This is a genomic window from Streptomyces sp. RLA123 (assembly GCF_056270165.1).
In genome coordinates this window covers 4,066,530-4,089,974 of the sequence record NZ_JBWDOR010000003.1, presented here as the reverse complement: position 1 = coordinate 4,089,974, position 23,445 = coordinate 4,066,530, and the positions used below count along the sequence as shown (strand labels likewise).

Genomic DNA, 23,445 nt, shown 5'->3' with positions numbered 1-23,445 from the left:
CGCCAAGATTAGCCCGACAGTCCCTCGGGCACGCCGTCCTCCACAGGCTGTGCGGATTCCAGGTGCCCCCAGGTGACGAGCCGGTGGCTGTGACCCCACTCGGGATCGCACGTGGTCAGGGTCAGATAGCGCCCGGGAACGGTGTAGCCGGACTTCGCCGGCACCGGGTCGACGACCGCGACGTCGGTGGGCACCGTGCGGTAGGGTGCGCGGTCGATCTCGTACGTGTACCAGGTGCGGCCGTCGGTGAGGACGACCTCGTCGCCCTTGCGCAGCCGCGGGAAGTCCTTGAACGGGTCCCCGTAGGTGCGGCGGTGGCCGGCGACGGCGAAGTTGCCCGCTCCGCCGAGGCGCGCGGTGTCCGCGTAGTGGCCGAGACCCCGCTTGAGGGTGCCGGTCTCCGTGCCCTGCAGCACCGGCTTGCGCCAGGCGCGCCCGAGGCGGGGGATGTACATGACGGCGAACGCCCTGCCCTGTGGATACGGCGTCACCTGAGGAGCGGGTTTCCCGGAGTCCGGCACCTTGTGCGCGGTGGACGGCCGTGCCGAGCCGGCCGGTTGCGTCGCCCAGCTGTCCTGGAGCCGGTGGACCTCGCCGTCCATGGCGCTGTCGGCCCGTAAGCCGGTCCAGAAGAGCACATACACCACGAAGAGGACCATCAGCGCGCCCGCGGTGACGCACAACTCGCTCAGCGTCCGCACCACCAGGCGCACGGCGATCACCCCACAGGCTTGGCGTAGTGCAGATCCACTGTGCCGGAGTAGCCGGGCAGAGTCACCCGCCTGTCGTCCTCGACTTTCCATCCGAGTCCGTAGGCGTTGACGTACTGCAGGTAGTTCTGGATCGCGGGGCTCCGGTCGATCGCCTTGTGGAGCTTGCCGGGGTCGCCCACCGCCGTGATCTTGTAGGGCGGCGAGTAGACACGCCCTTGCAGGATGAGGGTGTTGCCGACGCAGCGCACCGCGCTGGTGGAGATCAGCCGCTGGTCCATGACCTTGATGCCCGAGGCGCCGCCCGCCCACAGGGCGTTGACGACGGCCTGAAGGTCCTGCTGGTGGATCACGAGGTCGTTGGGCTGGGGGTCGGGCACGCCGGGGACGAGCGGCGTGGCGTCCGGCGGCGCGTCATTGAGGGTGACGGAGACGGCGGGGCCGCTCAGCTTGCTCGTCCCCGCCTCGGCGGACAGCCGGTCGAGCCTTTCACGGGTGGCGTCGCTGACCCCGCTGTCGGCGTGGGCGAGGGAATCGACGTCCTTGCGCACCCCGGAGAGCTCGTTGTCGAGCTTCTCGTTCTGCCGGCTCTTCTCCTGGACCCGGTCCGACAGGCGCAGCAGGGGCTCGTCGGTGCGGATGTCCACACCCTTGGCAGTGTCGAAACTCACCCAGAACAGCAGCCCGGCAAGTGCGAAAACAGCCCCGCTGAGCAGGCGAAGCACCACAGACCGGGCAGATCGGCGGGTGGGGGAGGCGTGGACCGGAGTACTCACCGTAGCCTTATCTCCTTCCAACCCTTGGAAGCACTACGCTAACGGACGCCTGGCGGCCTGGTTCGCCTCGCCGCCCGCCAGATCCCACCACACGTCACCCGCGCGGTCACGCAGCGCATCGACAGGAGAGTTCCTCGTGCCGAAGTCACGGATCCGCAAGAAGGCAGACTTCACCCCGCCGCCGGCGAAGACCGCCGTCATAAAGCTGAGCACCGGCAGGGGCTGGGTCGCGCCGTTGATGCTGGCGCTCTTCCTCGTCGGTCTGGCGTGGATCGTCATCTTCTATGTGACGCAGGGCAACTGGCCCGTGGAGCAGCTGGGCAACTGGAACATCGCCGTGGGCTTCGGCTTCATCGCGGGTGGCTTCGTCGTCTCCACGCAGTGGAAGTAGTCGATCGCACAGTTATCCACAACCGTCATCCACAGTGTTGAAAAGGTCGCACGATCTGTGGATAACCACTACCGGGTTGACGCCGGTGTGACCGGTGGTCCGATGTACGGGCCACCGGTCTTTCATTGATCTTGCAGGTCAGACACGGTGTGTGCGGGCCCGGGCACGACGTGCCCACAGAATGCACAGGGGGCCTGTCCGTCTCTGTGGATAACGTCAGATCAACAGAGCGGGTTACGGCCTAGCCGGTGATTCTTGCGACGCCCACCCACGCGACGACCAGCACCGCAACCAGCACGGCGGCGGCCGTCCCCCACTGCACCGCGGAACGGCGCGCGGGCGGCGCGTACGCCATCCCCACCGCCACGAGGGCACCGGCGACCAGGCCCCCGATGTGGGCCTGCCAGCTGATGCCCGCCCAGAAGAACGTGAACACCAGGTTCAGCCCCAGCAGGATCAGGACCGGGCGCATGTCCATCCGGAGCCGCTTGATGAAGACGGCCATGGCACCGAAGAGTCCGTAGATCGCACCCGAGGCGCCCAGCGAGCCCACGTTCGGCGCCAGCAGCAGGACCAGCGCACCGCCGCCCAGCCCGGCGATCAGATAGAGCGCGAGATAGCGTGCGCGGCCGAGCAGTCCCTCCAGCGGAGCGCCGATCCACCACAGCGAGAGCATGTTGAAGCCGATGTGCCACAGCTCCTGGTGCAGGAACGTCGAGCTGATCAGCCGGTACCACTGGTCCGGGCCCTCGGCGACGCCGATGCAGTTGGTGCCGAAGTCGTTGCAGGCCCGGCCGATCAGCGCCAGCTTGTTCACCACCTGCTCGCCGACCGCCTTGACGATCAGGAAGACCGCCAGGTTCAGCCCGATGAGGATCTTGGTCACCAGGTGCGGGTCGCCCGTCACGCTGCCGCCCGCCACCGTGCGCGGCCCGGCGGCCTGCGTCTCCCGGCGCGCGTCGCGCACACACTCGGGGCAGTGGAAGCCGACCGAGGCGTTGACCATGCACTCGGGGCAGATGGGCCGCTCGCAGCGCGAGCACCGAATGCCGGTCTCCCGGTCCGGGTGCCGGTAGCAGCGGACCGTCTGGTCGGTCATCTCTCAGCCCTTCACCGCGGAATCGCCCCGCACATCAGACGGACGGGCAGGGCGGTTGAGTTCCCGGGGACGCCCTACCGGCGCTCGACGGCCACGCTCTCGATGACGACGTCCTCCACCGGGCGGTCGGTGCGAGGGTTGGTCACCGTGGCCGCGATGGCGTCCACGACCTTCTGGCTGGCCGGGTCGACGACCTCGCCGAAGATGGTGTGCTTGTGGGTCAGCCAGGTCGTGGGGGACACGGTGATGAAGAACTGCGAGCCGTTCGTCGCGGGCCCCGCGTTCGCCATGGCCAGCAGGTACGGCCTGGTGAAGGCCAGCTCGGGGTGGAACTCGTCGCCGAACTGGTAGCCCGGGTCGCCGGTGCCGTTGCCCAGCGGGTCGCCGCCCTGGATCATGAAGCCGGAGATGACGCGGTGGAAGATCGTGCCGTCGTAGAGGGGCTCCGTGGACCGATGACCGGTGCGCGGGTCGGTCCACTCGCGGGTGCCCTCGGCGAGCCCGACGAAGTTCTGGACGGTCTTCGGCGCGTGGTCCGGCAGGAGCCGGATGGTGATGTCCCCGTGGTTGGTCCTCAGGGTGGCGTGGAGCTGCTCGGCCACGGGTCTACCTTCCATCAGTCCTCGACGACAGGGACAAATCCTCGCACGTCGGAGCTTCTGCCGCGCCCCGTCGCGGACCGGCTTCGCGGCGGTACCCCGGGCGGACGCCGGCTTGACCCGGATGCCCGTACGCACATGCCGTTCCCCGTCGTCACGGGCATGATTTCAAACCGGGTGGAAAGGCGAAAACGTAACGCCACCGAGGAGGAGGTTCTCGTGACCCGCATCGACAGCGTGCGCGACGCAGCCGGAAGGACGAGGAACAGCGTGCGACACGCCGCGGACGTGGTGGCGCCGTACGCCGACACAGCGAAGGGCGGCGCCGCGCACTACGCGGACGAGGCGCGGCTGTATCTGGCACCCAGGGTGTCCTCGGCCGCCCTGCAGGCCCGCGACGCGGCCCGTCTGCAGTACGACGCCCATCTGGCGTCGCGCGTCGACCAGGCCCTGGCGGCAGTGCCACCGGGAGTGCAGCAGGCCGTCGGCACCGCCGCTCAGCGGACCCGCAGGACGGCCCGGCAGGCGGCGGACTACACGGCCCCGCGCGTGGAGCAGGCGGTCAGCACGGTCCGCGCGGTCGCCCAGCCGGCCGCGGAGGAGGCGGCGGTCCGGGCGGCCGCGGCGGTCGCCGTACTGCGTAGCCATGTCACGGCCGACGACATCCGCAAACTGGAGCGCCGCCAGGTGCGGCGCGCCCGCACCGGGCGCTTCGCCAGGGGCTTCCTGCTGGTGGGCCTGGTCGCGGGCGGCGGATTCGCGGCCTGGAAGTGGTGGAGCAGGCAGACCAATCCCGACTGGCTGGTGGAGCCCGCGCCGGCCACCGAGGTCGCCGACCGCGCCTCGCTCAACGGCGGGGTCGGCTCCGACGCCGCCTTCGGCAAGGTCGACGGCTCCCCCGTCGACGCCCTCGACCCCGAGGTGCAGGCCAAGCAGGCCGAGGCCGATTCGAAGGACCGCCCCGGCAACGGGGAGACGTATCCCTGAGGCGGGGCCCGGAGCAGCGGCGGCGGTGCGGTGCCGGCACCACCGCCGCGTGAGCCCCTCATGACGCGGGAGGGCGGCGGACCGTGCGGTCCGCCGCCCTCCCGCGTCGCGTACGGACTCACTGCCGCGCGGGCACGACCTGATCAGCGGTCTCCGGCTCCGCCTCGGGGTCGTGGATCTCCACGGGCACCGCGCGCAGGGCCCAGCGGGCCCCGACCGCGCCGCAGGCGATGAGCACCGCGCCGGCCAGCGTCGTGACCTGGATGCTGTGGCAGAACGCGTCCCTGGCGGTCTCGGTCAGCGCGGTCCCCGCCGCCCCCTGGATCCGGGTACCGGCCTCGACCGCACCGCCGACCGATTCGCGGGCGGCCCGTGCCGCTCCGTCCGGCAGCCCGGCGGGCAGGACCAGGGCGTCGCGGTAGACCGAGCCGAGCACGGAGCCGAGGACGGCGATGCCCAGCGACCCGCCCATCTCCATCGCGGTCTCCGAGACGGCAGCGGCCGCGCCGGTGCGATCCTTGGGGGCGCTCGCCAGGATCGTGTCGTTGGTGACCGAGACGATCAGGATGATCCCCATACCGTTGACGGCCAGCGGCGCCAGCAACTCCCCGTAGGGCGTGCCCGGGTCGGACAGCTGCCCGAGGACCGCGGTGCTCGCGGCCACCAGGACGAGACCCAGGGCGACGACCCTGGCCCGGCCGATGCGCGGGATCAGCGCGGTGGCGAGCGGCGCGGCGAAGGCGGCGGCGAGCGGACCGGGCAGCAGCGCCAGGCCCGCGGTGAACGGCGACCAGCCGCGGACGGTCTGGAAGTACATCGCGAAGGCCAGCGACAGCGTGGACGACGCGAAGATCATCACCAGGTTGGCGCCGACCGCACCGCTGAAGGCGGGGTTGCGGAACAGCCCCAGGTCGATCAGCGGCTCCTCCACGCGGCCCTGACGGCGGACGAAGAGCAGCAGGGCCGAGACCCCCACCGCCGCCGCGATCCACACCGGTGCGTGGCCCGCGCCGTCCCGGAAGCCGGTCTTGATCGCGTAGATGGCACCCAGCACACCGATGACCGACAGGGGGACACCGGGCCAGTCCAGCCGCCCGGGGCGCGGATTGCGCGACTCGGGCAGCACCAGCGTCCCGGCGACCAGGACGACGGCCATCAGCGGAACGTTGACCAGGAACACCGAGCCCCACCAGAAGTGGTCCAGCAGCAGCCCGCCGACGACCGGTCCGAGGGCGAAGCTCGCCGCGCCGATGCCGCTGCTGATGCCGATCGCGGTGGTGCGCTCCTTGGGATCGGTGAAGGCATGGCGCAGCAGGGACAGGGTCGAGGGCACCATCATCGCGCCGGCCACGCCCAGCAGGGCCCGCCCGGCGATGAGCAGCCCGGGGTCGGGGGCGTACGCGGTGAGCAGTGAGGCGACGCCGAAGGCGACGGCGCCCAGCAGCATCAGGCGCTTGCGGCCGAGACGGTCGCCGAGGTTGCCCATGACGACCAGCAGGCTGCCCATGGCGAAACCGTAGACATCGGAGATCCACAGGATCTGGGTGCCGCTCGGGTGCATGTCCCTGAGCAGGGACGGGATCGCGTAGTTGAGGACGCTGTTGTCGATGCCGAGGAGCACGGCGCCCAGGCAGCAGACGGCCAGCGCGGCCCACCGGTGGCGGGCGGGGCCCGGGGCCCGCGGTGTCGGTGCGGTGTGTGTCGTCGTCATGGGCGCAACGGTGGCCGGGGACGCTGACCGGTCGCGCACCGCGCGCTGACCGCTTGCTACGCGCCGGCGGCCGGGCCCGTCAGCGCCCTCAGGGCCCGGTCCACGGGGAGCCGCGCGCCGCGCGCGTACGCCGCCTCGTAGGAGGGGGAGTCCAGGGCGGCCCGTACGACGGCGTCGGTGCGGTCGGTCCCGGGGAGCGCGGGGACCGACGGGCCGCGCAGGGCGCGGGCGATGCCGAGGCGTTCCGCGGCCGCGTCGTGGTCGCCCTCGGCGAGCGAGAGGTCGGCCTGGGCCTCGGCGAGGGCTGCCGCCAGGGGCAGGTTCCGTGCGCCGTGCGCGGGGTCGGCGGCTTCCAGGAAACGTGCGCGGGCCTGCTCGGGACGGCCTTCCGCCAGGGCGATCCGGCCCAACGCGATGAGCGTCTCAGTGCGTGCGCCCTCGCCGGTGTACCAGCCGGTCAGGCACTCGGACAGGGCCAGTTCGCACAGCCGGCGCGCTTCGGCGAGGTCGCCCTCCAGCCGCGCGCACTCGCCGAGACCCAGGTGGGCGCCGGCGAGCATCTCCCGGGCGCCGGACCTGCGGGCGAGATCCAGGCACGCGGTGAAGTCGGCGCGGGCCCGGTCGGGACGGCCCGCGCGGACGGCGTTCTTGCCGCGCTCGCCGAGCAGTTCGGCGACGTTCTCCGTGGCGCCGATCTCCCGCGCGACGGTCAGCGCGTCGTCCACGAGGCGCAGGGCGCGCGGCAGATCGCCGCGGACTCCAGCGAGCCAGGCCAGCTGGGTGAGCGCCATGATGGTGCCCCACCGGTCGCCGAGTGCGCGGAAGGCCGCGAGCGCGGCGGTGAACTCAGCCTGTCCCGCGTCTATGTCGCCCTCCACCATCCACAGCTGGAATCCCGAGCCGATGTGCATGAGCGCGGTCTGCCAGGGTTCCTCGGCCTGCCTCGCCAGCTCTCGCCGGTACACCGCGTACGTCTCGGTGTCGGGGACGCCGGAGAACGGCGCCCACAGCAGATTGAGCACGGGGAACCGGCGCGGCAGGCCGCCGAGCCGGCGTACCACCTCGGCCACGGAGGCGAAGTGCGCGGCCAGTTCTCCCTGGTCCGGGGTACCGGCCGCGGCCGTCATGACGCACAGCGCGTACTCCTCGTCCAGCCCCTCCGGCGGGCCCGTCCCGGTCGCCCGGAGGAGTTCGGCCGCGGGCTGGGCGCCTTCGTAGCGCATGCCGCGGAGCATCCAGTACGTGCACAGGGAGGCGAGCAGCCGCAGGGCGGCGGCGATGTCCCCCGCGGCGACCGCGCCGCGCAGGGCGGAGTGCAGGTTGTCGTGGTCGGCGGCCAGGCGGGCCAGCCAGTCGAGCTGTTCGGCGCGCCGCAGATGGGGGTCCGCGGTCAGGGCCAGGTCGAGGAAGTACCCGGCGTGCGCGCGCCGCAGCCGCTCGGTCTCGCCGGCCTCCGCCGCGCGGTCCGCGGCATAGGCGCGGATGGTCTGGAGCAGCCGGTAGCGCGTCCCCTGGGCGGCACCGGCCTCGGGACGGTGGATGACGACCAGTGACTTGTCGACGAGTGAGGCGAGCAGGTCCAGCACATCGTCGGAGCCGATCACCGGGGTGCCCGCCGCCTGGTCCGCCGGTCCTGCGCAGACCGCCTCGGCGGCTGAGAGGGTCCAGCCGCCGGCGAAGGCGGACGTCCGGCGCAAAACGGTCCGTTCCTCCTCGGACAGCAGCTCCCAGCTCCAGTCGACGACCCCGCGCAGGGTGCGCTGGCGCGGGGTGGCGGTACGGCTGCCGCGGGACAGCAACCGGAAGCGGTCCCCGGAGCCGGTGGCCCCCGGGAGGGCGTCGAGCCGGTCGGCGATCTCGGCGGCCGACAACGAGCGCAGGCGGGCGGCGGCCAGCTCGATGGCGAGCGGTATGCCGTCCAGGGCCCGGCAGATACGGGCGGCGGTCCCGGGGTCCTGCAAGCTCTCGGCGGATCCGGCCGCCGCGACCCGGTCGGTGAGCAGCCGGACCGCGGGAGAGGCGAGCACGGCGGCGTCATCCGCCCCCTCCTCGGGCAGCGGGAGCGGCGCGAGCGGTGACAGGGCCTCCCCCGTGATCCCCAGCGCTTCCCGGCTCGTCGCCAGGACCCGCAGGCCGGTACAGGCGGACAGCAGGCCATGGGCGAGGCGGGCCACGTCGTCGATCAGGTGCTCGCAGTTGTCCAGCACCAGCAGCAGATCGCGATCGGTGAGCGCCGCGGTGAGCCGTGCCAGGGGACCGGGAGCCCCCGCCTCCCGGCCTGCGGAGGACAGCGGGCCCGCCTCGCGCAGCCCCAGCGCCCCGGCGATCGCCTGCGGCACCGCGGAGCCGTGGGTCAGCCCGGACAGATCGACGAAGCACGCCTCCCCGGCATACCGGTCCGCCGCCTCGACGGCGAGCCGGGTCTTTCCCGCACCGCCCGGCCCGACCAGGGTGACCAGCCGTGCGCCGGTCAGCAGCGACCCGATCCGCCGCAGCTCCTCCTCCCGCCCGATGAAGCTGGTGAGCTGGGCCGGCAGCGCGTGCCGCGGAGGCGGGGGCGCAGCGGGCGGTGTTTCACGTGAAACACCCGAACCGAGGGAAACGGGCACCGTGCCGACACTCGGGCCCGGGTCGCCGCGCAGCACCGCCAGATGCGTCTCCGCGAGTTCCGGTCCGGGGTCGGCGCCCAAGGAGTCGGCGAGCTCACGACGCGCGTCCTCGTACACCGCCAGCGCCTCGGACTGGCGCCCGCAGCTGTACAGCGCCCGCATCAACTGGGCCCGCAGCCGCTCGCGGAGCGGATACGCGGCCACCAGCTCACGCAGCTCGGCCGCCAGCTCGCCGTGCCGGTGCGGGTCGAGCGCGAGGTCCGCGGCGATCCGGTCCTCCACTGTCGCGACGCGCAGCTCTTCCAGACGGGTGATCTGCGGCCCGGCGAAGGGGGCGTCGCCCACGTCCGACAGAGCGGACCCCCGCCACAGCCCGAGCGCCTCACGGAGCAGCCCGGCCGCCCGCGTGCGCTCACCGGCGGCCAGCGCCCCCCGGCCCTCGGCGGCAAGCCGCTCGAAGCGGTGGACATCGACCTCGTCCCGCGGCACGGCGAGCCGGTATCCACCGGGGTGGCTCTCGACGGGCGCCCCGATCGCGGAACGCAGCCGGGAGACCTGCGACTGGAGCGCGTTGCCCACGCCGGCCGGGGGCTCCTCGCCGTACAGTCCGTCGATCAGGCGCTCGGTGCTGACGATCCGCCCGGCCTCCAGCAGCAGCATCGCGAGCAGCGCGCGCCGGCCGGGCCCGCCCGCCGAAGCGGTCTCCCCGTCGGGCCGCAGAGCCCGCGTCTCCCCCAGAATGCCGAACCGCACGCCGCCGATTGTGCCGCACCGTCCACCCGGACGGGCTAGTCCTCCTGAAGGACGGCGAGGATGTTGCCCGCCGGGTCGGTGAACCAGGCGATCGCCGGGCCGCCGGTGGCGCGGGCGACGCCCTTCTCGTCGTGCTCGAAGCCTGGGTAGCGCTCGAAGGCGACACCGCGCCGGACCAGCTCGTCCACCGCCCGGTCGATGTCGTCGACGGGGAAGTTCAGGACGGTGAACGACGCCGCGGTGTGGCCCGGCTTCGGGTACACCAGCACCCTGGTGCCGCCCTCGATCCGCAGGGTCAGCCGTCCGTGTTCCTCGCCGACGTCCAGCCCCAGCGTGTCCCCGTAGAACTCCCTGGCCTTGTCGATGTCGTCCACGGCGAAGCCGCTGAACGCTCTCGTTTTTCCGAACATGGCTCCAGCATGCCGAGGCGGCGGGCGGGCCGCCCTGTGAACGGGGCGGGAGGACCGGGGCGGAAACACGAAGGGCCGGGACCTCGATGAGGTTCCGGCCCGGTCGGGGATTGTGGAGCCTAGGGGAGTCGAACCCCTGACATCCGCCATGCAAAGACGGCGCTCTACCAACTGAGCTAAGGCCCCGTGCCGCAGACCAGCGTACCGGCTGCCACGACGATCACCGACCGAGTATCGGTGTCCGTAGGATGACGGGCAAGTTCGCGGCCGCAAAGGTCACCCGTCAGGAGCCCGCATGGACACCTCTCAGCAGGATGCCACCGCACGCGTCCGGGAGATGCAGCGCACCTGGTACGGCGAGCCGCTCGGGGAGCTCTTCAGGCGGCTGATGGCCGATCTGGCACTCAACCAGGCACGGCTGGCCGGGGTCCTGGGCCTGTCGGCGCCGATGCTGTCGCAGCTGATGAGCGGCCAGCGGGCCAAGATCGGCAATCCGTCGGTCGTGCAGCGGCTCCAGGCGCTGCGCGAACTCGGCGCGGAGGCCGCCGGGGGGATCGTGACCCCCGTGGAGGCGGCCGGCCGGATGGAGGAGATCCGACGGTCCGAGGGCTCCTCGGTACTGGGGACGACGCAGAGTTCGACCACTGGGCAGCAGATGCCGCCCGCACGCCGCGTCGTCCACGAGCTGCGCACGCTGCTGCGCGCGACGGCGCCGCCCGCCGAGATCGCCGAAGCCGCCGACTCCCTCGCCCCGGCCCATCCACAGCTGGCAGACTTCCTCCGTGTGTACGGCGTCGGGCCCGCCGAGGACGCGGTCCGGCACTACGAGACGCAGCGGCGACGGGCACAGGGGGCGGACGCAGGACATGGGTGAGGTCTTCGCGGGCCGGTACGAGCTGGTCGACCCGGTCGGCCGCGGCGGTTCGGGCGCGGTGTGGCGGGCCTGGGACCGGCGGCGCGGCCGCTACGTGGCGGCCAAGGTCCTTCACCAGAGCGACGCCCACGCCCTGCTGCGTTTCGTCCGCGAGCAGGCCCTGCGCATCGACCACCCGCATGTCCTGGCCCCCGCGAGCTGGGCCGCCGACGACGACAAGGTCCTGTTCACCATGGACCTGGTGCGCGGCGGTTCGCTGGCGCACCTCATCGGCGACTACGGACCGCTGCCCCCGCGCTATGTGTGCGCTCTGCTGGACCAGTTGCTGTCCGGGCTGACCGCGGTGCACGCCGAGGGCGTGGTGCACCGGGACATCAAACCGGCGAACCTCCTGATGGAGGCGACCGGCACCGGCAGCCCGCACCTGCGGCTGTCGGACTTCGGCATCGCGATGCGCAAGGGCGAGCCCCGTCTGACCGCCGCCGACTACGTGGTCGGCACGCCCGGTTACTTCGCGCCCGAGCAAATGATGGGCGCCGACCCGGACTTCCCCGCCGACCTGTACGCAGCGGGGCTGGTCGCGCTCTACCTGCTGGGCGGCGTCAAGCCGGACGCCGAGGCGATCGTCACCCAGTACGCGCACGGGAAGCCGCGGGCGCCGCTCGGCGTCCCCGGGCCGTTGTGGGATGTCGTCGGAACCCTGCTGCAGCCCGACCCCGAGGCCCGTTTCCGCACCGCGTCCGGCGCCCGCAAAGCGCTGGCCGCTGCCGTGGAACTGCTGCCGGAGGCGGACCCGGGCGAGGAACCGGTGGAGGTCTTCGACCAGATCGGCCCGCTGCCCGGGGGCTTCACCCCGGACGGCCCGGTGCACCGGGCACCGGCCGCGGAGGACACCGGCAGCTTCCGGCTGCCGCCGCCGATGCCGCCGGCCGCGGTCACGTCGTCCGACCCGACCCCGCCGACCCCGCCGACGCAGCCCCCGGTCACCCCGGCGCCCACGCCCCCGTACACGGCGACCGCCGGCGGAGCGGGCGCACCGCCCCTTCCGGCCCCGCGCGCCGTGCCGGCTGCCGCGGCCCGGCGTCCCGGCCCCGCCACCGGCGTGGTCGTGCCCGTGCTGCTGGTGGCCGCGCTGTGCTTCGCCTTCGGCATCTGGGCGCTCGCGGCGTCCTCCTGAGGCCGCGCCGGATCACCCGTCGGCTCGCCGCCGGGCGGAGGCTGCCCACACCGCCAGGGACAGCAGCAGTACGGTCCCGGCGCCCAGCGAGGCGAACCCGGCCAGCCGCAGGGCCGATTCACCCCCGGAACCGTCCTCCCCGGGCAGGCCGAGGTCGGCGGTGGGATCGCCGTCGTACCGGGGAGCGGCCCGTGCCTCGCCCTCCAGCCCGACCCGCAGGGTGACGGGGAGCGCGCCGCGCACGAATCCCGCGACGTCCCGGTGGACGGTGACCGCCACGTAGTACGGGCCGTCGCAACACGCCGCGGAGACCTCGCCGCCGGCCTCCCAGCGGTTGGCGTAGGCGACCGTTCCGGTGGTCGCCGTGACGGAGGTCTGCTTCCCCGCGTACGTGCCGGCGGCGCCGCCGACAAATCCCCAGCGGGGGTTGTACACCTCCACCCGCACGCCCGAGGCCGCGAAGCCGCCGGCCCTCGTCACCGGCGCGTTGGCGAACTCGGCGTCGATCCACGCCTGCCGCCCCCATTCCACGGGCACCTTGTAGAAACGGGTCTGCCCCGGCCGCACCAGGTCCTTCCACACACCCGCGCCGAGCTCCGCCGCCCCGGCGAAGTCGGTGCCGCCGCGTGTCCCGCGCGCGGTGCCGGCCGCGGGCACGGGGGTCCGCGTGCCCGCACTCGCGGCGGGCCCCGGCGTGGCACCGGGGACGAGCCCCGGTTCGGTCGTGAGGCGTATCTGCAGCGGCCACGGCGCCGGGTCGGAAGTGCCCGCCGACTTGCGGGTCACGGACAGGACGTAGGCATGGGCCTCCTGGCACGGCTCGTCCGCGCCGATCGTCCGCGTGACCGCGGTGCCCAGCGGACGGGCGGCGCCGTCGCTGGACAAGGTGCGGTGGTCGCTGTCGCAGCGGGTGCCGTCGGTGCTCTCCAGGCTCAGGTCCACCCCGTCGCCGAACGCCACCTCGCTGCCGGGCTCGGGAAGCACGAAGACGGCGAGGTAGGCCGAGCTCTTCGCGTCGAGCTGGACGGCGTAGTGCCGCGCGCCCTCGCCCGGCGGCAGCGTGTCCCGGTACAGCACACCGGCCGTGAGCTGCGGGGCGTCGGCCGTGCTCGGTTCGCCCTGTACAACCTCGCCCCGCGGCTGCCAGGCCGGGGCGGCGGAGTCGGCGAAGGCCGCTCCCGCCGGCCCGGCCGCCAACAGGAACGCGGCCACCACGGCCGCCATCGTCCTGCGGATCACGCCCCGTCCCTCCGCCGCCGGCTCCGTGCGGCCACCGCCGCGACACCCGCGAGCGCCACCGCGCCGCCCGCTCCCGCCGCGAGCACGTCGCCCGCGGTCATGAATCCTCCCCTGTCCGCACCGCTGGCCGGCGTGGTCGCCGCGATGTCCTTCGCGGCCGCCCCGGAAGGCGAACCGGCGCCCCGCGCGGCCGCCTTGTACTGCGGACCGGACAACTCCGTCCCTGCCACGTCCACGCGCAGGACGACCCCCACCGCCGAGCTCCGCGCGAGGCGCGCCGCGCCCGGCCCGAGCGACACGGCGACGTAGTAGTCACCACTCGCACGGACCCCCGGGGCGGCGCCCGCGGCGACCCAGCGGTTGGTCCACGTCACCGGCACCGTGCCGAGCCCCACCGACACGGGACGCCCGGAGTAGGACCGCCGCTGCGGGACACCGGAGGCGTCCTCCACGGGCTGCCGCTGCGGCCCGTACGCGGCGGTCGCCACGAAGGACGCCACCACGGGCCCGTCCGCCTCCGGCACCGGCTCATTGGCGAACTCCGCCGCATACACCAGCCGTTGTCCCCAGCCCACCCGCACCTTGTAGAAGCGGGTCTGCCCGGGCAGCAGCGCGTCGCGCCACACGCCCCTGCGCAGCCGCAGCGCGTCGTTGAAGCCGGTGCCGCCCTCGACGTCCCGGGGCGTCCCGGCCACCGCGTCCGGTACGTCACCGAACCGCGTCACGGCGGGCGCCGGGGTGGTCCCGGCGGCGAGCGGTGCCTCGGCGCCGTAGCGCAGTTCGACCGGCCAGCGCGCGCGGTCCGAGCCCGCGTCCCCGGTGCGGTGCACGGACAGCGCGTAGCGTCCGGCCGTGTCGCAGCCGCCGTGCCCGTCGGCGGACGGGACGCGGCTGACGGCGCCGCTGAGCGGCATGGCGCCCTCGTCCTGCCCGAAGTGAACAAAGTCCGTGCCGCAGGCCGTGGAGTACGCGCCGGGGGCGGCGAGCCGCAGCTCGATCCCGTCCCCGTGGGAGACCTCGGCGCCCGCACGCGGAACCGCGGTGACCGCCAGGTCGGCCGTGGCCGCGGCATCCAGGTCCACCGCGTACCAGCGCGTCTCGCCGGGCCCGATGGTGTCGGTGTACTGACCGGGGGTCAGGCGCGGAGCGGTCTTGGCGCCGCCGCCCCCGCCGACCTCCCGGCCCCGCAGCCGGTACGCGTCCGCAGTGGGTGGCGAAGCCCGCGTCAACTGCCGTACGAGGACTGCCGCCTCGGGCATGTCGGGGAAGGCGCTGTGGCCGGAGCCGGCGTTGCACTCCCGCGGCGACAGGCCGATGGGTGTGTCCCCCTCGGGCCGCACGCCCACCACAGCGGCTCTCAGGACCGCCGGGTCCCGTGGGCGCGCGGGCTGCGACAGGCGGGTGTCGTCACAGCCCTGCCGCTTGCCGGGGCCGTACATCCGCAAGTCCGTCGGACGGCCCACCGGAAGCGGGTCCACAACCGACAGGGGGGCCACCCCGGCCGCGAGCAGCGCCACACCCACCGCGCACACGAGCGGCACCGCGCGCGTCGCGTGCCCGTGCCCGTGCGCCGGCAGCGCCTTTCCTCGTCGCATGCGCCGTTCCCCCTCGCACATCATCGGCTGCGGCGACGCTATTGATTTGCGAGAGCAAATACAAGGGGATGCCGTCACGGTCGCACAACGACGAAGCCCCGGCCACACCGTGGCCGGGGCTTCGGGAAACCTTGTGCGACGCGGGCCTTGCCCGCCTCAGACGCTCGCGCCGGAACCGGCGGGAACGGAGTCGGTCGCCTCCGTCCACAGGTCCTGCTCGGCGCGGTCCGCCTGGATCTGGCGGTACACGAGAAGACCGCCGATGGCGGCCAGTGCGACCAGGAGCAACTTCTTCACCGCGCGACCTCGTCCTTCTTGCGTTGGGGGGTCCTCCGACCAGCCCGACTATACACACCGGTCGATATCGAACGGTGATCTGTCTATCCACCCCAACGGTAGTACGTCGAGTGAGGAAACGGTCCGTCCGAATGAAAGCCGAGGCCCGCCGCCCAGGTCATCCGCGGCGGCCTTCCCTCCGGTGGGTCTCTCCCCAGGCCGGGCCGTTTCCACGGGAAACCGCTCCGGTCCGGCACCAGTGCGGCGGCCGGATCAGTGGGAACCGCGCCGCCACGGAAGCAACAGGGCCCGCATGGCGAGCGTTTGGAGTGTCCCGGCGCATCGTCCGGCGAGCCGCTCGACGGTGGACCGCCGCAAGGTTCACAGCCCTGCGTAACCGCTCAGGGGGACACAGAGACCTCCCCGGCTCTGCCACCGCAGGGCTTGCATCGACGCCTCGTCCCCCGTGCGCAGCAGCCCGGCCATCTGGCCACAGGTGGCCACGGACACGGCTGGAATCCGGAAGAGACCGATGGCCAGTGCCACTCCGCCGACCTGCACGACGGCAATGTTCAACGGAACGTGCCACGCCCCGGTCCCGTGACGCCCGATCTCGCTCGACGGCGCGACGACCTCCCCCGGGGGGCGTAGGCCACCACCGCCGCGGCTCCCGAGCAGGGTATCCACGAGACCGCCGGACAGAGCACGGCGGGAAATGCCGAAGGGCCCCGGGAGATTTCCCGGGGCCCTTCACGCTGGTGGGGCTAACAGGACTTGAACCTGTGGCCTCTTCCTTATCAGGGAAGCGCTCTAACCGTCTGAGCTATAGCCCCGCGCTGCGTCGCGTTGAAAGATTAGCGCACACGGGGCCATGTCCCAAAATCGGTTACTCGTCCTCTGCCAATGTCAGCTCGACGCCGCCGACCAGGCCCGCCGACATGTTGTAGATGAAGGCGCCGAGCGTGGCCAGGGCGGTGGCCAGCACGACGTCGATGACGGCGATGATCGACGTGAAGGTCAGCACCCGGGACATCGACAGGAACGACACCAGGTCGAAGCCGCCGTCCGAGCCGGACGAGGTGGCCTCGCTGAGGGTTCCGCCGACCGTGCTGAAGACGCCGATGGTGTCGAGCACCATCCACAGGACGGCGACCGCCACGATCGTGCAGACACCGAGGGCGATGGAGAGCAGGAAGCTGACCTTCATCACCGACCACGGGTCGGCCTTGGCCACCCGCAGCCGGGCCTTGCGGGTCCGCGGGACCTGCCGGGCCGCCGGACGCGGCTGGCGGACGCCGGCGGTGGCCGGCGGGCCTGCCGGGGGGGCGTACGCCTGCGGCGGCTGGTGCGGGCCCTGAGGGGCCTGCTCAGCGGCGCCTGGCACGGCCCCATAGGTCTGCGTCTGCTGTCGCACCGCATGCTGGTGGTGCGGCGGACGGGTGTCAGTCACGGTGGTTCCCCCCTGATGCGGGCCGCTGTCCGTACGTGAGCCAGGGGCACCACCGATCGCGTCCGGAGCCGCAGCCGGCATCGGCTGCGCTCCTTCCGCTCCCGTCCCACCCGCGGCGCCCTCGGCTCCACTCACGGCTACTTACTCCTCCGACTCGGCGGCCGCGGGCTGCTCACCCTCGGCCTCTTCGGCGGCGACGACCTCTTCGGCCTCCACCCCCGCCTCGGCATTGCGCGCGATGCCCACAACGGCATCCTTCTTACCGAGATTGATCAGCTGGACGCCCATGGTGTCACGCCCGGTCTCACGGATCTCGTTGACGCGGGTGCGGATCACTCCGCCGCCGAGTGTGATGGCGAGGATCTCATCCGTTTCCTCGACCACCAGCGCCCCGACCAGTGAACCCCGGTCCTCGACGATCTTCGCCGCCTTGATGCCGAGTCCGCCGCGGCCCTGGACCCGGTACTCGTCCACGCTGGTCCGCTTGGCGTACCCGCCATCGGTGGCGGTGAAGACGAACGTACCCGGTCGGACGACATTCATCGAGAGCAGTTCGTCCCCTTCGCGGAAGCTCATGCCCTTGACGCCCGATGTCGCACGGCCCATCGGCCGCAGCGCGTCGTCCGTCGCCGTGAAGCGGATGGACTGCGCCTTGCGGCTCACCAGGAGCAGATCGTCGGCCGGGCCGACCAGTTCCGCACCGATCAGCAGGTCCTCGCCGCCGTCCTCGGTCTCGCGGAGATTGATCGCGATGACGCCGCCCGCACGGGGCGAGTCGTAGTCCTTGAGCATGGTCTTCTTCACCAGGCCCGAACGGGTGGCCAGCACCAGGTAGGGCGCCGCGTTGTAGTCGCGGATGGCCAGGATCTGGGCGATCTGCTCGTCCGGCTGGAAGGCCAGCAGGTTGGCCACGTGCTGGCCGCGGGCGTCACGGCCGACGTCCGGGAGCTCGTAGGCCTTGGCGCGGTAGACCCGGCCCTTGTTGGTGAAGAACAGCAGCCAGTGGTGGGTGGTGGTGACGAAGAAGTGGTCGACGATGTCGTCTTCCTTCAGCTTCGTGCCGCGCACACCCTTCCCGCCGCGCTTCTGGGAGCGGTAGTCGTCCGTCTTGGTGCGCTTGACGTAGCCGCCGCGGGAGATCGTGATGACGATGTCCTCCTCGGCGATCAGGTCCTCGATGGACATGTCGCCGTCGAAGGGCACCAGTGCCGAGCGCCGGTCGTCGCCGAACTTGTCGACGATCGCCGTCAGCTCCGTGCTGATGATGCCGCGCTGCATCTCCGGCGACGCCAGGATGCGGTTGTACTCGTTGATCTTCGTCTGGAGCTCGTCGTGCTCCTGGACGATCTTCTGCCGCTCCAGGGCCGCCAGCCGGCGGAGCTGCATCTCCAGGATCGCGTTGGCCTGGATCTCGTCGATCTCGAGCAGGCCCATCAGGCCTTCACGCGCCACGTCGACCGTCGCGCTGCGCCGGATCAGGGCGATGACCTCGTCGATCGCGTCCAGGGCCTTCAGCAGACCGCGCAGGATGTGCGCGCGCTCCTCGGCCTTGCGCAGCCGGAAACGGGTCCGGCGGACGATGACCTCGATCTGGTGGGTCACCCACTGCTTGATGAACTGGTCGAGCGAGAGCGTGCGCGGCACGCCGTCGACCAGCGCCAGCATGTTGGCGCCGAAGTTCGTCTGCAGGTCCGTGTGCTTGTAGAGGTTGTTCAGCACGACCTTGGCGACGGCGTCGCGCTTGAGCACGACCACCAGGCGCTGGCCGGTGCGCGACGAGGTCTCGTCGCGGACGTCTGCGATGCCGCCGACGCGGCCGTCCTTCACCAGGTCGGCGATCTTCTGCGCCAGGTTGTCCGGGTTCACCTGGTACGGCAGCTCGGTGACGACCAGGCACTGCCGGCCCTGGATCTCCTCGACCTCGACCACCGCGCGCATCGTGATGGAGCCGCGACCGGTGCGGTACGCCTCCTCGATACCCCTGCGGCCCACCACGAGTGCGCCGGTCGGGAAGTCCGGGCCCTTGATGCGCTCGATGAGGGCTTCCAGCAGCTCCTCGTTCGTCGCGTCGGGGTTGGCCAGGCACCACTGGGCGCCCTCGGCGACCTCGCGCAGGTTGTGCGGCGGGATGTTGGTCGCCATGCCGACCGCGATGCCGGCGGAGCCGTTGATCAGCAGGTTGGGGAAGCGGGCCGGCAGGACCGTCGGCTCCTGGTTGCGGCCGTCGTAGTTGTCCTGGAAGTCGACGGTCTCCTCGTCGATGTCCCGGACCATCTCCATCGACAGCGGCGCCATCTTGCACTCGGTGTACCGCATGGCCGCGGCCGGGTCGTTGCCCGGGGAACCGAAGTTGCCGTTGCTGTCGACCAGCGGCATGCGCATCGACCACGGCTGCGCGAGGCGGACCAGCGCGTCGTAGATCGAGGAGTCGCCGTGCGGGTGGTACGTGCCCATGACGTCGCCGACGACGCGGGCGCACTTGTAGAAGCCGCGCTCGGGGCGGTAACCGCCGTCGTACATCGCGTACAGCACACGACGGTGGACGGGCTTGAGTCCGTCGCGGACGTCCGGCAGCGCGCGGGAGACGATGACGGACATCGCGTAGTCGAGGTAACTGCGCTGCATCTCCGTCTCGAGGCCCACGGGCTCGATCCGCATGATGCCCGTCGTGGCGGCGCCCTCGGGGCCCTCGGGCGTGACGGGAGTGTTGTCGTCGGCCATTGCTGGTCAAAGTCCTTTCGAGCTGCGGCTGATGGGGGCCGACTCAGATGTCGAGGAAGCGGACATCCTTGGCGTTGCGCTGGATGAAGGAGCGCCGGGCCTCGACGTCCTCGCCCATCAGCACCGAGAAGAGGTCGTCGGCGAGGGCCGCGTCGTCCAGGGTGACCTGGCCCAGTACACGGTGGTCGACGTCCATGGTGGTGACCCGCAGCTCCTCGGCGTTCATCTCACCGAGGCCCTTGAAGCGCTGGATCGAGTCCTCGCGCACGCGCTTGCCGCTCTGCCGCCCCAGCTCGATCAGGGCGTCACGCTCGGAGTCCGAGTACGCGTACTCGAAGTCGTCCCGGCCCCACTTGATCTTGTAGAGCGGGGGACGGGAGAGGTACACGTGCCCGGCCTCGACCAGCGGACGCATGAAGCGGAACAGGAAGGTCAGCAGCAGGGTGTTGATGTGCTGGCCGTCGACGTCGGCGTCCGCCATCAGGATGATCTTGTGATACCGCAGCCGCGAGATGTCGAAGTCCTCGTGCACACCGGTGCCGAAGGCCGAGATCAGCGCCTGGATCTCCGTGTTCTGCAGGATCTTGTCGATCCGCGACTTCTCCACGTTGAGGATCTTGCCGCGGATCGGGAGGATCGCCTGGTACTGCGGGTTGCGGCCGGACTTGGCCGAACCGCCTGCGGAGTCACCCTCGACGATGAAGATCTCGCACTTGCTCGGGTCGTTGGACTGGCAGTCGCTCAGCTTGCCCGGCAACGACGCCGTCTCCAGCAGTCCCTTGCGGCGCGTCAGATCGCGCGCCTTGCGGGCGGCGACACGGGCGGTGGCCGCCTGGATCGACTTGCGGATGATGTCCGCGGCCTCGTTGGGGTTGCGGTCCAGCCAGTCCGTCAGGTGCTCGAACACGACCCTCTGGACAAAGGTCTTCGCCTCGGTGTTGCCCAGCTTGGTCTTGGTCTGGCCCTCGAACTGCGGCTCGCCGAGCTTGACCGAGATGATCGCCGTCAGACCCTCGCGGATGTCCTCGCCCGTGAGGTTGTCGTCCTTCTCACGGAGCAGCCTCTTCTCGCGCGCGTACTTGTTGACCAGCGTGGTCAGCGCGGCGCGGAAGCCCTCCTCGTGAGTACCGCCCTCATGGGTGTGGATGGTGTTCGCGAAGCTGTAGACACCCTCGCTGTACTGGGTGTTCCACTGCATCGCCACCTCGACCGAGAGGAGGCGCTCCTTGTCCTCGGCCTCGATGTCGATCACCGAGGGGTGGACCGTCTCGCCCTTGCGCGAGTTGAGGTACTTCACGAAGTCGACGATGCCGCCCTCGTAGTGGTAAGCGACCGTGCGCGGCTGGCCCTCGTTCTCGAGGTCCGCGTGCTCGGGGCGCTCGTCGGTCAGCGAGATCGTCAGGCCCTTGTTGAGGAAGGCCATCTCCTGGAAGCGCCGCGACAGCGTCTCGAAGGAGTACTCGGTGGTCTCAAAGATGTCGCCGTCGGCCCAGAAGGTCACGCTCGTACCGGTCTCCGAGGCCGGCTCGTTCTTCTGCAGCGGGGCGGTGGGCACACCGAGCTTGTAGTCCTGGGTCCAGCGGAAGCCCTCACGCCTGACCTCGACCGCGACCCTGTTCGACAGGGCGTTCACCACGGAGACGCCGACGCCGTGCAGACCGCCGGAGACGGCGTAGCCGCCGCCGCCGAACTTGCCGCCCGCGTGCAGCACGGTGAGCACGACCTCGAGGGCGGGCTTGCCCTCGGACGGCACGATGTCCACCGGGATGCCACGGCCGTTGTCGATCACGCGCACGCCGCCGTCGGCGAGGATCGTGACCTGAATGGCGTCCGCGTGACCGGCCAGCGCCTCGTCGACGGAGTTGTCGACGACCTCGTACACCAGGTGGTGCAGGCCGCGCTCGCCCGTCGAGCCGATGTACATGCCCGGTCGCTTGCGAACGGCGTCCAGGCCCTCCAGGACGGTGATCGCGCTAGCGTCGTACGCGCCCCCGTGCGGGGGCGCGGCAGAGCCTTCGGCTGCGGACGTATTGATCTCGTTGGGGTTGCCGGAATCGGCCACGAAGCGCCCTTTCTGGCACAGCACGAGCCGGGACCCGCGGAGCGGGATCGGCTGCATCACTTCGACATCGATCGACGGGTCCCGCTGGGATCCTCCAGTGCCGGAGGCCAGGGGCGGGCGTCTTGCCACCAGTCTACCGGTAGCACCGACATAGATGGGGCTTTGGCGGTACCTGAGTTCCCGCGTACCCGACGGAAGTGCCTCCTGCCGACTCCCTACACGCGCACCGGGTCTCAAAACCGCTCACGCGGGCGCTCAGGGCTTCGACCTGATTACGCACCGCAGGTTCCCGGCCTATCCGTACGTATCGCCCGGCCCACGGCTCCCGGGAGCCCTCAGACGCCCGTAGGACCGCGCCGGTCCCCCCGGCCCCAGGACCTTGATCAGCTTGACCGTTCCATGGCCGAGATCGGCGTTCAGCCTGGCCACCAGGGTCGGGGCGAGCAGCCGTAGCTGGGTCGCCCAGGCCGTGGAGTCGCACTGGACGGTGAGAACCCGCTCCTCCTCGTCGTACCGCTGCGGCTGGCAGTGCAGCGCCACGTCGTCACCGACCAATTGCGGCCAGCGGCCCATCACCCCGCCCACGGCGGCCGGCGCCTCCCAGCCGCGCTCGGTGATCAGACGATTGATCGCCGCGCCGAGCGGCAGCGGGTCGCGTCCGTCGGCCCTGGCGCCACTGCGCAGACCACCGCGGCGGGCCTGCTTCTTCTGCTGGGCGGCGGCGCCCTTGGCCCGCGCCTGCTCCTTGGCCGCACGCAGGGCCACACGCGCCAGGTCGACGCCGGACAGCGGCTTGTCCTGCGTGGGAGGTTGTGCCTGCTGTTCGCTCATGCCCGCTCCACGCCGCCGCTCTCCACCGCGTAGCGGGCGCCGATCAGCACGCCCGGCACGTCGTCGTCCACAGCCGCCGTCACGAGCACCTGCTCGCCGGGGGCCACCAGTTCCGCCAGGCGGTCGCGACGCCGGGCGTCCAGCTCGGCGAAGACGTCGTCGAGCACCAGCACCGGTTCGCCGCCGTCGGCGCACAGCAGGTCGTACGAGGCCAGTCGCAGCGCCAGGGCGTACGACCAGGACTCTCCGTGGCTGGCGTACCCCTTGGCGGGAAGCCGGCCGAGGTTGAGGGAGAGGTCGTCGCGATGCGGGCCGACGAGGGTCACCCCGCGCTCGATCTCCTGCTTGCGGGCCTCTCCCAGAGCCTCCAGCAGCAGTCCGTACAGCTCCTCGCGGCCGGACGCCCCGGCGATGCGTTCGCCGACCGAGCTGCGGTACTCCAGTGCGACCGGGCCGCCGCCCGGTGCCAGCTGCTCGTACGCCTTGTCGGCCAGCGGCTGCAGCGCGTGCGTGAGGTCCAGGCGCTGGGCCAGCAGCTCGGCACCGGCCCGGGCCAGATGCTGGTCCCACACGTCGAGCGTGGACAGATCGCCACCCCGGCCACCGTGGCGGCGGGCCATGGCCGCCGACTTGAGCAGGGTGTTGCGCTGCTTGAGCACCCGCTCGTAGTCGCTGCGCACGCCTGCCATCCGGGGCGCGCGGGCGGTCAGCAGCTCGTCGAGGAAACGCCGGCGCTCACCGGGATCGCCCTTGACCAGGGCCAGGTCCTCGGGGGCGAACAGCACGGTCCTGACAATGCCCAGCAGGTCGCGCGGGCGGACCTGGGAGGAGCGGTTGAGCCTGGCGCGATTGGCACGGCCCGGGTTGATCTCCAGCTCCACCATCTGCTGGCGTTCGCCCTGGACGACGGCCGCCCGGACGATCGCCCGGTCCGCGCCCATGCGCACCAGCGGGGCGTCACTGGCGACCCGGTGGCTGGCGAGGGTGGCCAGATAGCCGACCGCCTCGACCAGATTGGTCTTGCCCTGGCCGTTGGGGCCGACAAAAGCGGTGACGCCCGGGTCGAGCGGGACCTCGACCCGGGCGTAGGAGCGGAAGTCGGCGAGCGACAGATGCGCGACGTGCATGGCTGTGCGACGCCTCCTTCCCTCGTGGGCGCGGCGAGCACCCGGTGG

General features: G+C 71.8%; 20 protein-coding genes and 2 tRNA genes. 4 read left to right on the top strand and 18 right to left on the bottom strand.

From position 1 onward, the window contains the following. Nucleotides 1-8: 8 nt before the first annotated feature. The gene (locus tag RV983_RS18550; RefSeq protein WP_475990368.1) at nt 9-719 is read right to left on the bottom strand and encodes a class E sortase; all 711 of its coding nucleotides are present in this window, start codon (nt 717-719) and stop codon (nt 9-11) included. After that, nucleotides 719-1,486: a DUF881 domain-containing protein gene (locus RV983_RS18545; RefSeq protein ID WP_475986875.1), complete on the bottom strand. Its 768-nt coding sequence runs from the start codon at nt 1,484-1,486 to the stop codon at nt 719-721. Before RV983_RS18545 ends, RV983_RS18550 begins: the two co-directional genes overlap by 1 nt. Nucleotides 1,487-1,622: 136 nt before the next feature. Between RV983_RS18545 and crgA the strand changes: the two genes are divergently transcribed. After that, nucleotides 1,623-1,877 carry a cell division protein CrgA gene (gene crgA, locus RV983_RS18540; protein ID WP_475986874.1) on the top strand — a complete coding sequence of 85 codons (255 nt, stop codon included), beginning with the start codon at nt 1,623-1,625 and terminating at the stop codon, nt 1,875-1,877. Nucleotides 1,878-2,118: 241 nt separating this feature from the next. Here crgA and RV983_RS18535 read toward each other — a convergent pair whose 3' ends face one another. Both RV983_RS18535 and RV983_RS18530 read right to left on the bottom strand, forming a co-directional pair. Next, entirely contained in the window at nt 2,119-2,976 is an 858-nt protein-coding gene (locus tag RV983_RS18535; RefSeq protein ID WP_475986873.1) for a rhomboid family intramembrane serine protease, read from the bottom strand. 74 nt (nt 2,977-3,050) lie between these two features. Then, on the bottom strand, nt 3,051-3,578 hold the full coding sequence (locus RV983_RS18530; protein ID WP_475986872.1) for a peptidylprolyl isomerase: 528 nt from the start codon (nt 3,576-3,578) through the stop codon (nt 3,051-3,053). Between the two features lie 216 nt (nt 3,579-3,794). Between RV983_RS18530 and RV983_RS18525 the strand changes: the two genes are divergently transcribed. Next, a complete protein-coding gene (locus RV983_RS18525) occupies nt 3,795-4,562 on the top strand; it encodes a DUF5324 family protein (protein WP_475986871.1) in 768 nt (255 codons plus the stop codon). A gap of 118 nt (nt 4,563-4,680) precedes the next feature. Here RV983_RS18525 and RV983_RS18520 read toward each other — a convergent pair whose 3' ends face one another. The 4 genes from RV983_RS18520 to RV983_RS18505 form a co-directional block, all read right to left on the bottom strand. Next, nucleotides 4,681-6,273 carry an MFS transporter gene (locus RV983_RS18520; RefSeq protein ID WP_475986870.1) on the bottom strand — a complete coding sequence of 531 codons (1,593 nt, stop codon included), beginning with the start codon at nt 6,271-6,273 and terminating at the stop codon, nt 4,681-4,683. A 56-nt stretch (nt 6,274-6,329) separates the two neighbouring features. Beyond that, the gene (locus RV983_RS18515; protein WP_475986869.1) at nt 6,330-9,635 is read right to left on the bottom strand and encodes an AfsR/SARP family transcriptional regulator; all 3,306 of its coding nucleotides are present in this window, start codon (nt 9,633-9,635) and stop codon (nt 6,330-6,332) included. 35 nt (nt 9,636-9,670) lie between these two features. Then, complete coding sequence (locus RV983_RS18510) at nt 9,671-10,045, bottom strand: VOC family protein (protein ID WP_475986868.1); 375 nt, start codon at nt 10,043-10,045, stop codon at nt 9,671-9,673. Nucleotides 10,046-10,158: 113 nt separating this feature from the next. Further along, nucleotides 10,159-10,231: transfer RNA gene (locus tag RV983_RS18505), tRNA-Ala, on the bottom strand. A gap of 109 nt (nt 10,232-10,340) precedes the next feature. On the opposite strand from RV983_RS18505, the gene RV983_RS18500 reads away from it, so the two are divergent. Beyond that, entirely contained in the window at nt 10,341-10,919 is a 579-nt protein-coding gene (locus tag RV983_RS18500) for a helix-turn-helix domain-containing protein (RefSeq protein ID WP_475986867.1), read from the top strand. Then, entirely contained in the window at nt 10,912-12,096 is a 1,185-nt protein-coding gene (locus tag RV983_RS18495; protein ID WP_475986866.1) for a serine/threonine-protein kinase, read from the top strand. Before RV983_RS18500 ends, RV983_RS18495 begins: the two co-directional genes overlap by 8 nt. A gap of 12 nt (nt 12,097-12,108) precedes the next feature. Here the strand turns inward: RV983_RS18495 and RV983_RS18490 are convergent, their stop codons facing one another. The 10 genes from RV983_RS18490 to recF form a co-directional block, all read right to left on the bottom strand. After that, nucleotides 12,109-13,335: a hypothetical protein gene (locus RV983_RS18490; protein WP_475986865.1), complete on the bottom strand. Its 1,227-nt coding sequence runs from the start codon at nt 13,333-13,335 to the stop codon at nt 12,109-12,111. Next, a complete protein-coding gene (locus RV983_RS18485) occupies nt 13,332-14,930 on the bottom strand; it encodes a hypothetical protein (RefSeq protein WP_475986864.1) in 1,599 nt (532 codons plus the stop codon). The genes RV983_RS18490 and RV983_RS18485 overlap by 4 nt, the downstream gene beginning before the upstream one ends. Before the next feature lie 156 nt (nt 14,931-15,086). After that, on the bottom strand, nt 15,087-15,227 hold the full coding sequence (locus RV983_RS18480) for a DLW-39 family protein (RefSeq protein ID WP_319132034.1): 141 nt from the start codon (nt 15,225-15,227) through the stop codon (nt 15,087-15,089). Between the two features lie 360 nt (nt 15,228-15,587). After that, on the bottom strand, nt 15,588-15,767 hold the full coding sequence (locus tag RV983_RS18475; RefSeq protein ID WP_475986863.1) for a hypothetical protein: 180 nt from the start codon (nt 15,765-15,767) through the stop codon (nt 15,588-15,590). A gap of 195 nt (nt 15,768-15,962) precedes the next feature. Continuing rightward, a tRNA-Ile gene (locus RV983_RS18470) sits at nt 15,963-16,039 on the bottom strand. A 53-nt stretch (nt 16,040-16,092) separates the two neighbouring features. Beyond that, nucleotides 16,093-16,791: a DUF3566 domain-containing protein gene (locus RV983_RS18465; RefSeq protein ID WP_475986862.1), complete on the bottom strand. Its 699-nt coding sequence runs from the start codon at nt 16,789-16,791 to the stop codon at nt 16,093-16,095. Between the two features lie 6 nt (nt 16,792-16,797). Beyond that, nucleotides 16,798-19,377, bottom strand: a complete 2,580-nt coding sequence (gene gyrA, locus RV983_RS18460; protein WP_475986861.1) for a DNA gyrase subunit A — start codon at nt 19,375-19,377, stop codon at nt 16,798-16,800. A gap of 43 nt (nt 19,378-19,420) precedes the next feature. Then, complete coding sequence (gyrB, locus tag RV983_RS18455; protein ID WP_475990367.1) at nt 19,421-21,463, bottom strand: DNA topoisomerase (ATP-hydrolyzing) subunit B; 2,043 nt, start codon at nt 21,461-21,463, stop codon at nt 19,421-19,423. 270 nt (nt 21,464-21,733) lie between these two features. Then, nucleotides 21,734-22,270: a DciA family protein gene (locus tag RV983_RS18450; RefSeq protein WP_475986860.1), complete on the bottom strand. Its 537-nt coding sequence runs from the start codon at nt 22,268-22,270 to the stop codon at nt 21,734-21,736. Beyond that, complete coding sequence (gene recF / locus RV983_RS18445; RefSeq protein WP_475986859.1) at nt 22,267-23,397, bottom strand: DNA replication/repair protein RecF; 1,131 nt, start codon at nt 23,395-23,397, stop codon at nt 22,267-22,269. The genes RV983_RS18450 and recF overlap by 4 nt, the downstream gene beginning before the upstream one ends. Nucleotides 23,398-23,445 lie beyond the last annotated feature (48 nt).